The organism is Microvirga sp. Mcv34 (assembly GCF_024519725.1).
Classification (GTDB): Bacteria; Pseudomonadota; Alphaproteobacteria; order Rhizobiales; family Beijerinckiaceae; genus Microvirga.
Genome location: NZ_JALJRK010000118.1, coordinates 1 through 9,521 on the forward strand (window position 1 = coordinate 1; position 9,521 = coordinate 9,521).

The 9,521-nt window shown below is 63.5% G+C and carries 10 protein-coding genes and 1 pseudogene; 9 read left to right on the forward strand and 2 right to left on the reverse strand.

Going from position 1 to position 9,521, the window contains the following annotated elements:
* Positions 1–253: pseudogene (locus OC446_RS27535) on the reverse strand (divalent metal cation transporter); the annotation flags it as partial.
* Positions 254–469: 216 nt separating this feature from the next.
* On the opposite strand from OC446_RS27535, the gene OC446_RS27540 reads away from it, so the two are divergent.
* The 6 genes from OC446_RS27540 (at position 470) to OC446_RS30925 (ending at position 5,280) form a co-directional block, all read left to right on the forward strand.
* A complete protein-coding gene (locus OC446_RS27540; RefSeq protein ID WP_262032143.1) occupies positions 470–2,446 on the forward strand; it encodes an acetyl/propionyl/methylcrotonyl-CoA carboxylase subunit alpha in 1,977 nt (658 codons plus the stop codon).
* A gap of 52 nt (positions 2,447–2,498) precedes the next feature.
* Complete coding sequence (locus OC446_RS27545) at positions 2,499–2,936, forward strand: DUF1489 family protein (RefSeq protein WP_262032144.1); 438 nt, start codon at positions 2,499–2,501, stop codon at positions 2,934–2,936.
* A 96-nt stretch (positions 2,937–3,032) separates the two neighbouring features.
* Positions 3,033–3,227, forward strand: a complete 195-nt coding sequence (locus OC446_RS27550; RefSeq protein ID WP_262032145.1) for a hypothetical protein — start codon at positions 3,033–3,035, stop codon at positions 3,225–3,227.
* A gap of 99 nt (positions 3,228–3,326) precedes the next feature.
* Positions 3,327–3,683, forward strand: coding sequence for a hypothetical protein (locus OC446_RS27555; RefSeq protein WP_181052961.1), 357 nt, complete (start codon positions 3,327–3,329; stop codon positions 3,681–3,683).
* 94 nt (positions 3,684–3,777) lie between these two features.
* Entirely contained in the window at positions 3,778–4,485 is a 708-nt protein-coding gene (locus OC446_RS27560; protein ID WP_262032146.1) for a glutathione S-transferase N-terminal domain-containing protein, read from the forward strand.
* An 81-nt stretch (positions 4,486–4,566) separates the two neighbouring features.
* Positions 4,567–5,280, forward strand: a complete 714-nt coding sequence (locus tag OC446_RS30925; RefSeq protein WP_315986552.1) for a DnaJ domain-containing protein — start codon at positions 4,567–4,569, stop codon at positions 5,278–5,280.
* A 77-nt stretch (positions 5,281–5,357) separates the two neighbouring features.
* On the opposite strand, the gene OC446_RS27570 is transcribed toward OC446_RS30925, so the two are convergent.
* Positions 5,358–6,818 (reverse strand): SPOR domain-containing protein, encoded by a 1,461-nt coding sequence (locus OC446_RS27570; RefSeq protein ID WP_410055160.1) that lies wholly within the window; start codon positions 6,816–6,818, stop codon positions 5,358–5,360.
* A gap of 322 nt (positions 6,819–7,140) precedes the next feature.
* Between OC446_RS27570 and OC446_RS27575 the strand changes: the two genes are divergently transcribed.
* From OC446_RS27575 to OC446_RS27585, 3 genes are all read left to right on the forward strand, one after another.
* Positions 7,141–7,482, forward strand: coding sequence for a phasin family protein (locus tag OC446_RS27575; protein WP_262032147.1), 342 nt, complete (start codon positions 7,141–7,143; stop codon positions 7,480–7,482).
* A gap of 269 nt (positions 7,483–7,751) precedes the next feature.
* On the forward strand, positions 7,752–8,150 hold the full coding sequence (gene clpS, locus OC446_RS27580; RefSeq protein WP_262032150.1) for an ATP-dependent Clp protease adapter ClpS: 399 nt from the start codon (positions 7,752–7,754) through the stop codon (positions 8,148–8,150).
* Positions 8,151–8,180: 30 nt separating this feature from the next.
* The coding region (locus OC446_RS27585; protein ID WP_262032148.1) for an AAA family ATPase at positions 8,181–9,521 on the forward strand (1,341 nt) is incomplete at its 3' end.

A 9,521-nucleotide genomic window follows, 5' to 3' on the forward strand; every position in this document is an offset into this window, starting at 1 on the left:
TATTGGAGATCAGCGCCACCGAGAGCAGGGCATAGCCGTATTTGGACCCGCCGGCGATGGAGGTCGCCCAGTTGCCCGGGTCCATGTAGCCCACTGCCACCAGATAGCCAGGCCCCAGGAAGGCCGCCGCCCGCCGCCAGGCCGATCCCGGGCGCACCGCGATCGAGCGATTGACCTCCGGCAGAGGGGGCAATTCCGACGTATGCCGCCACGCGGCCTTTCGCACGAGAGAGACGGGGGCGGACTGGTCCATGGGGTCTTTCTGCAGTTGCAAATGATTTGCAATAAGAAGCTAGCCCGGATCAGGGGGATCGGCAAGGGGAGAGTTGCACAAAGTTGCATCTGGAAGGCGAGCTTACCCTTAAGCGCAGGTGGCCTGGGGCCTCCCGGATGTTCAGGCGTGACAAGTCCCTTGAGGTTTGCTCTAGGTTTCTCAAAACCGGGACGGAAAATCTGGTAAGGGATGGAAATGCTCGAGAGTGTCCTGATCGCCAACCGCGGCGAGATCGCGTGCCGCATCATCCGCACGGCCAAGCGCCTCGGGATGCGCACCATCGCGGTCTATTCCGAGGCCGACGCGGATTCGCTGTTCGTGCAGATGGCGGACGAGGCCCATCCCATCGGCCCCCCGCCGGCCCGCGAGAGCTATCTTCGTATCGACCGGATCATCGACGTCGCCAAGCGCACGAAAGCCGCCTCCATCCATCCCGGCTACGGGTTCCTGTCCGAGCGGGCCGAGTTCGCCGAGGCCTGCGCGGCGAACGGCATCGTCTTCGTCGGGCCGCCGGCCTCCGCCATTAAGGCCATGGGCCTGAAGGACGCGGCCAAATCGCTTGTCCAGCAGGCTGGCGTCCCGGTCGTGCCCGGCTACCACGGCTCCAAGCAGGATCCGGATTTCCTGCGCCAGAAGGCCTATGAGATCGGCTATCCCGTTCTCATCAAGGCCGTCGCCGGCGGCGGCGGCAAGGGCATGAGGCGGGTCGACAGGGCGGCCGATTTCGACGCGGCCCTGGAGAGCGCCCAGCGCGAGGCGCAAAACGCTTTCGGCGATCCGCGCGTGCTGGTGGAAAAGTACATCCTGTCCCCGCGTCACATCGAGATCCAGGTCTTCGCCGACGGCCATGGCAACGTGGTGCATCTCTTCGAACGCGACTGCTCGCTCCAGCGCCGCCACCAGAAGGTGATCGAGGAGGCGCCGGCTCCGGGCATGACGCCCGAGATGCGCCAGACGATGGGGCAGGCGGCCGTCGAGGCGGCTCGCGCGGTGGGCTATGTGGGCGCCGGCACCGTCGAGTTCATCGCCGATGGACGCGAAGGGCTGCGTCCCGATCGGTTCTATTTCATGGAAATGAATACGCGCCTCCAGGTGGAGCACCCGGTCACGGAGGCGATCACCGGGCTCGATCTGGTCGAGTTGCAATTCCGCGCCGCGTCCGGCGAGACGCTGCCCTTCACGCAGGAGGACCTCGCCATCGACGGCCATGCGGTCGAGGCGCGTCTCTATGCGGAAGACCCGGAGAAGGAATTTCTGCCGTCGACCGGCAAGCTCTGGGCGCTGGAATTTCCTGAAGGAGAGGGCATCCGTATCGATACCGGGGTCGAGGCCGGGGCCGAGGTCACGCCTTATTACGACCCCATGATCGCGAAAGTGATCGCGCATGGCGCGAGCCGCGAGGAGGCCTTGCACATGCTGGCCGAGGCGCTTGGCCGAACGATCGTTGCGGGGCCGAAGACCAACGCGGCCTTCCTGAAGAAGCTGTGCGAGGCCGAAGGCTTTAGGGACGGGCAGTTCGATACGGGTTTCATCGACCGCAACATCGAGAGCCTCGGCGTTGGACCCCAGCCGCTCGACGAGGTTGCCGTGTCGTTCGGCGCCTCGGCGCTGATCTCCCGAGAGATCGAGCGGCTGCGCATGATCGAACTGCAGAAGAGCGACGAGCCGTCATCGCCCTGGTCCATGCCGGACGGCTTCCAGCTTCTGGGCCTTCGCAGCGTCGGGGTTCCGCTGCGCGTCGATGGCGAACGCCTCGAGGCTCGCGAGGTGTTCAGCCGTGAGCATCCTGGCGCCAGTACCGTCGCCTTCGGGACGAGCGATCCCTGGGACGATGCGCAGGTCGATCAGGAAGTGGAGGCGCCGCACGGCGTCTACATCATCCGCAACGGACGCCAGACGCTGGTCCAGTCCTACGATCCGTTCGACGTCGATCTCGAACACATGGACGAGGGCGGCAGCGTCAAGGCGCCGATGCATGGAAAACTCATCGCCGTCTTCGTGCAGCCGGGCGACCGGGTCGAGAAGGGGCAGCGGCTCGCCATCGTCGAGGCGATGAAGATGGAGCATGTGCTGGTCGCGCCGTCCGACGCCGAGGTGGCGGAGATCGCTGCCGAGCCGGGCGCGCAGGTGGCGGAAGGGGCCCGCCTCATCGTGCTCAAGACGGAGGAATGACCTGCGGCGCATCGCCGGGTGACGGGCCGGCGGGCGCATGGTTGAAACGGACATGGCACTTCATCTCATCAAACTCTGCGTTGGCTGCGAATCGATCACGGATCTCGAAGAATGGATCGAGGAGAACCGCGCGCTGCATCGACGCCTCGGACGGGATTACGAGCAGACGCACACGACGCGCATGGTGCCCAAGCGGGTCGACGAGCTGCTGGATGGCGGTTCCCTGTTCTGGGTGATCAAAGGACAGGTCGCGGCCCGCCAGAGGCTGCTCGCCATCCGGCCGTTCACGGATGGAGACGGGATCGGCCGCTGCCATCTGGTGCTTGAGCCAAAGGTGGTTGCCGTGGAGCCGCGTCCCTACAGACCCTTCCAGGGCTGGCGCTACCTCGTCGCCAAGGAGGCGCCGCGCGACATCGACCTGAAGGCAGGCGATCTTGCCGTGATGCCGGAGGACATGCGTCGCGAACTGGCCGAGCTGGGTCTGCTGTAACCTATGTGAATCGTCGGAGAACCTCCCATGAGATTCGTCGCCACCGCCGCTTTTCTGGCTTGTGCAGCCACTCCTGTGCTTGCGAAAGAGTGCCGCATGCCCGACGTGCCGCCCGGCATCCAGATCCAGATCCAGGTACCGCCGGAATGCCAGGATCGTGTCAAGGACCGCCGCATCCAGGCGGACAGGCCGGATTCCTTGAAGTCTGGCCAGGGCTTCGTCGATCTGGGGAACGGCACGCAGGTGCGGGTCGGAGGTCGCGTCAGGGTAGAGGCGGCCGGTCGCCGTTAGCCTTTTGAGCTGGGGATCTTCTTGTTCGTTGATGAGCGGCTTGGAACCGCGCTGGCTCGTGCAGCATTGGCTCAGCAGTTCAGTTGAGTGGAGGTTCCGATGCTGATGTGCGCATCCGAAGGCCGGCACTGGCGTTACGAAGTCTGCGAGCACGATGACGGCTATCTGGTCCAGATGCGGGACCTGACCACGGGGGAGCTCGACGAGGAATTCTCCACCATCTTCCGCACCCTTCCCGTCGCCTTCGCCTATGCGGAGATGTCGGCCGCCTATGAACGCTACGCCGCCTCGGAACTCGACCATGCCGAGGACGAGCAGATCGAAATCGAGGTGGAGACCACCGAGCGGCATTTCATCGACCTGAGCGACAGGCTGCACGATTCGGGCATCAACGGCGTCGTCGTACAGGCCTGGGAACGGGAGAGCCAGCGCAGCCGGAACGCGCTCCTGCACTAGGTTTCATACCAGCCTTGAGCAGCCTCGCATTTGCAAGCCAGGCTGCTCCCTCTAGCATCCCTCCATCACGACTCATGCCGATGATGGAGCTTCCATGGCAGACCTCTCAGACTTCCCGATCGCCTCCCGCTGGCCCGCCCAGCACCCTGACAGGATCCAGCTCTATTCCACCCCGACGCCGAATGGAGTCAAAGTCTCCATCATGCTCGAGGAGACGGGTCTGCCTTACGAGCCGCATTTCATCAACATCGGCCAGAACGAGACCTGGACGCCCGAGTTCCTGTCCCTGAACCCGAACGGCAAGATTCCGTCGATCATCGATCCCGATGGACCGGGCGGGAAGCCTCTGCCCCTGTTCGAATCCGGCGCCATCCTGCTGTATCTTGCCGAAAAGACCGGCAAGTTCCTGCCTTCTGATCCCGCCCGACGGTATGAGACCATCCAGTGGGTGTTCTTCCAGATGGCATCGGTGGGGCCGATGTTCGGCCAGCTTGGCTTCTTCCACAAATTCGCCGGGCGCGAGATTGAAGACAAGCGTCCGCTGGAGCGGTATCGCAACGAATCCAAGCGTCTGCTGGGCGTCCTTGAGACGAGGCTCGAAGGACGGGACTGGATCATGGGTGACGACTACACCATCGCGGACATCTCGCTGCTCGGATGGGTGCGTAACCTCGTCGGGTTCTACGGCGCCGGAGAACTGGTCGAGTTCGATAGCCTGATACGTGTTCCGGCTTGGCTGGAGCGGGGCCTCGCGCGACCGGCCGTTCAGCGCGGTCTCGAGATTCCGAAGCGTCCGGAATAGCCATCCGCCGCGGCCGTCATTCTTCGAGCCGGCAATTTACATCCGCCCCATCCCGGCCCACATGTTGGGGTGGGGACGAAAATGATGATGCTTCTTCTTGGAATACTGGCGGTCGCTCTTCTGTGGTGGCTTGGCAAGAATTATACGCGCGCCGACCCGAAGGTTCTGGCCAAGAGCCTCAAAACCTTGGCCGGTGTCGCGGCGATCGGCGCGGCCGTGCTCGTGGGTATCAAGGGACGGATCGACATGGCCCTTCTGCTCGGCGGCTTCGGCGCGTGGGCCCTGGGGTGGAGCGCCTTGAATCTTCCCGGCCCCTGGCGGAAGTTCCAGCAGGCGGGAAGCCGTTTCTCCCGCATCCGGTCGGCGATGATCGAGATGGAGATCGACCACGCGACAGGAGCGGTCGAAGGCACCATCCTGGTCGGAGCCTTCGCCGGGCGGCGCCTTTCGAGCCTCGATCCGCAGAGCCTGGGCCGGCTCTACGACGAGTGCAGCGCTCATGATCCTCAGGGCGTCCCGCTCTTAGAGGCTTATCTTGACCGCCGGTTTGCCGGCTGGCGTGAAAACGCTCACGGAGATCGTGACACGCGGACGCGCACTCACGCGCATACGGGCGTAATGACGAAAGAGGAAGCCTATCAGATCCTGGGCCTTCAGCCGGGTGCGAGCCTCGACGAGATCCGAAAAGCGCATCGGACGCTCATGAAGAAACTCCATCCGGACCAAGGAGGGACGGCGTACCTCGCGGCTCGCGTGAACGAGGCGAGAGAAGTCTTGCTGGGCCGACATCGCTGATACTCCACGCGCGATCCGGTTGTCTTCGGGCTGTGACGGCACAAACACACGTGCCGTCACAGCGTTCTCACATCAGATCAGCCGCGCGCGGCGAAGCAGTTCACGCCGCTCTTCTTGAGCTGCTTGCAGGCATTCGCGGCATCATTCGACTCGGAGAACCCGGAGAAGCGCGCCCGGTAGAGGACGGAGCCGTCGACGGTGACCTTCTCCGTGAAGGGGGAGGCCTTGGCGAGGACCTTGCCGAAGCGGCCGCGGGCCGTGTCGAGCATGGCTTTCGCCTTGGCCTCGTCGTCCGTCGCACCGAGTTGGATCACCCAACCGCTCACGGTCTTCTTCGGCTCGGCCGCCTCGCCCTTCGAGGCTTCGGCTTTCGGGTCGATCTTGGCCTGGAGCGCGGCCTTTTGAGAGGCGGGGATCTGGGCCGGCGCGGGCAGGGCCGCATAGGCCTGAGCGTTCAGGGGCAGCGGCTCAGGACCCTTCTGCCACCGCACCGAGGAGGGCGTGGTGGTCGAGCTGGCGCCGGCGGCCGAGGCAACGACCGGCCGCAAGGTGTTCAGATCCAGCGGCTTGCGCTCGGGAGCGGTCGGAGGCGTCGAGGCCTGGGCTATTACAGGAGCCTGCGGGGTGGCCGAGGCCACTCTCACGGGAGCCGCCAAGGGAGCAGGCTCGACAGGACGCGGAGCTGGAGCCTCGGCCACCATGGCGGGCTGGTTCTCGACCACGGAAGGCGCCATTCGTGCGCCGGCATAGGCGCGGGGCAGGTGGCTCTGGATGAGTCCGGCCATCTTCTGGTCGCGGGAGGCGCCCGAGCGGCCGCCGAGTACCACGGCGACGATGCTGCGACTGTCCGTGTTGACCGAGGTCAGCAGGTTGAAGCCCGACAGGCGGGTATAGCCGGTCTTGATGCCGTCCACGCCCTCGACCTTGCCGAGCAGCCGGTTATGGCCGCGGATCGTGCGCTTTCCGTACTGGAAGGACTGGGTCTGGAAATAGGCGAAGTACCGCGGAAAACGGTCCTGGATCGCGCGGCCGAGGATGGACAGATCGCGAGCGGTGGTGATGTTCGGCGGCTCGTGCGCCAGACCGTGCGGGTTGTAGAACGCGGTCGAGCTCATGCCGAGCTCCTTCGCCTTGCGGGTCATCATCCGGGCGAAAGCGTCCTCGGATCCGGCAATGTTTTCCGCGACGACGACGGAGACGTCGTTGGCCGACAGGGTCACCATGGCTTTGATGGCATCGTCGACCTCGATGGTCGATCCGGGGCGGAGGCCAAGCTTGGTCGGCGGCTGGCTGGCCGCATAGGCCGAAACGGTCAGCGGGGTATCGCCCCGCATCCGGCCGCGCTCGAGCTGCTCGAAAAGGAGGTAGAGGCTCATCACCTTCGTGAGCGAGGCCGGAATCCGCGGCTCGTCCACATTCTCGCCCTGAAGAATTTTCCCGGTCTTGGCGTCGACCACGATGGAAGCGGAAAGGGGGCTGTACCCGCCGCCGGAAGGCTTCGCCTTACGCGCCGCTTCGGCCGGGGATACGACAGCCACTGCAACCGACGCCACAATGCCAATGAGAGCCCATGTCTTTCGGTGTCCCATCCAAACCGAATTCATGCTGCAAAAATCCCTGTTTCGCTTGATTTTTAGGCCCCTGCGCCCGGTTCTCTCGAGGAAACCGTTGCCGGCACAACACATGGTCTCACGGTAAGAGGTTGCGGTTACGGGGCGGTTAACGGGAGAGGATCAATCGACTAACCCATTGTGCGATGCACAATGGAACTTGACAAAAATTTGTGCACTGCACATATTGATATCGTCAGCTTTCCAGCGGGCCCAACCGTCATTTAACGTCTTATTGCCGAGGTTCACAATGCTTCAGCCGCTCACCCAGATTCAGAAGTTCGGCCAGGACAACCTGGATGCCACCATGAAGGCGCTGGGAGCTTTCTCCAGCAACAGCCAGGTCATCGCGTCCGAGACGGCGGACTTCGCCCGCAAGTCGTTCGAGCAGACCTCCTCCACTGTCGAGAAGCTGCTTGGCGTCCAGACCTTCGACAAGGCCGTCGAGATCCAGACCGCTTTCGTGAAGGGCGCTTATGACAGCCTCGTCAGCCAGGCGACCAAGATGGGCGCGCTGTACTCCAATCTCGCCACCGAGACGATGAGGCCCTACGAAGGGCTCCTCTCCAAGGCGACGGCCGCCAAGGCCTGAGATACGCCAGACCCTCTCGCATGAAACGCCCGGGCTTGTCCCGGGCGTTTTGCGTTGGGGCTGCCATGCATTGAGGGCCGGTCGGCAAAGCGGCCCCGCTCGCGCAGGAGTGACCAAGATGTCGCTCTTTTAATCACGGCTGCGACCACCCATCTGGTTGATCTGGCGAACCGAATGGAGCGACTATACATTTGGCTAGAGCCGATGGCTCGACGATGGTCGGGCTGGAAGCCGAAGGCCAGAATAGAAGAAGGGGCGGTCGTCCGAATATGCTGCGGGTAGCTCAAGGTACTTTGACCCTGTCGGAGCCACGTCCGATTTCTGCTGCCGGCGGGTCACAGCCTCCTGGAGGCGATGGCGATGATGGCGGCCGCTCGAATACGGCTATCATTACGAAAACCAAACCGCGTACGAAACGGCCGAACCTTTACCGCGTTCTTCTCTTGAACGATGATTACACCCCGATGGAGTTCGTGGTGCACGTGCTGGAACGGTTCTTCAACAAGAACCGCGAGGATGCGACCCGGATCATGTTGCACGTCCACCAGAATGGCGTTGGGGAGTGTGGAGTTTTTACGTACGAAATTGCCGAGACGAAGGTGACTCAGGTGATGGATTTCGCCCGCAAGCACCAGCATCCTCTGCAATGCGTGATGGAAAAGAATTAGCCGAGCCCCGTCTCATAAAAGGACAAGCCGTTGCCGAGCTTTTCTCGCAGTCTTGAACAAGCCCTTCACCGAGCTCTCGCTCTTGCAGGCGAGCGCCGTCACGAATACGCTACCCTCGAACATCTTCTCCTGGCCCTGATCGACGACCAGGATGCGGCTGCCGTTATGCGCGCCTGCAATGTCGATCTCGAAATTCTCCGCCGCAACTTGGTCGATTACGTCGACAGCGAGCTTGCCAACCTGGTGGCCGACGGTCGACAGGATTCCAAGCCTACAGCCGGATTCCAGCGCGTCATCCAGCGGGCGGTGATCCATGTCCAGTCCTCCGGCCGCGACGAGGTGACCGGCGCGAACGTGCTCGTGGCGATCTTCGCCGAGCGCGAGAGCCATGCCGCCTATTTCCTGCAGGAGCAGGACATGACCCGTTACGACGCGGTCAACTACATCAGCCACGGCATCGCCAAGCGCCCCGGTCTGACCGAGAGCCGCTCCCCGCGTGGCTCCGAGGAGGAATCCTCCAGCGAGCGCCCGACGCAGGAGGAGGGCGACGCGCGCCAGAAGAAAAAGGGCGATGCGCTCGAAGCTTACTGCGTCAACCTCAACAAGAAGGCGAAGGAAGGCCGGATCGATCCGCTCATCGGGCGCGAGTCCGAGGTCCAGCGCACCATCCAGGTCCTGTGCCGCCGCCAGAAGAACAACCCGCTGCTCGTCGGCGAGCCCGGCGTCGGCAAGACCGCCATCGCCGAAGGCCTCGCCCGCAAGATCGTCCAGGGCGAGGTGCCGGAGGTCCTGAAGGGCGCCACCGTCTTCTCCCTCGACATGGGCACGCTCCTGGCCGGCACCCGCTATCGCGGCGATTTCGAAGAGCGCCTGAAGCAGGTGATGAAGGAGATCGAGGCGCATCCGAATGCCATCATGTTCATCGATGAGATCCACACGGTGATCGGCGCCGGCGCGACCTCCGGTGGCGCAATGGATGCCTCGAACCTCCTGAAGCCTGCCCTGGCTCAGGGCAGCCTCCGCTGCATCGGCTCGACCACCTACAAGGAATACCGCCAGTATTTCGAGAAGGACCGTGCCCTCGTGCGTCGCTTCCAGAAGATCGACGTGAACGAGCCTTCGGTGCCGGACGCCATCGAGATCGTGAAGGGCCTCAAGCCTTATTTCGAGGACTTCCACAAGCTGAAATACACCAACGAAGCCGTGAAGGCGGCGGTGGAACTGTCCGCCCGCTACATCAACGACCGCAAGCTGCCGGACAAGGCGATCGACGTGATCGACGAGACCGGCGCGTCGCAGATGCTCCTTCCCGAAGGCCGCCGCAAGAAGACCATCGGCATCAAGGAGATCGAGGCGACCATCGCCACCATG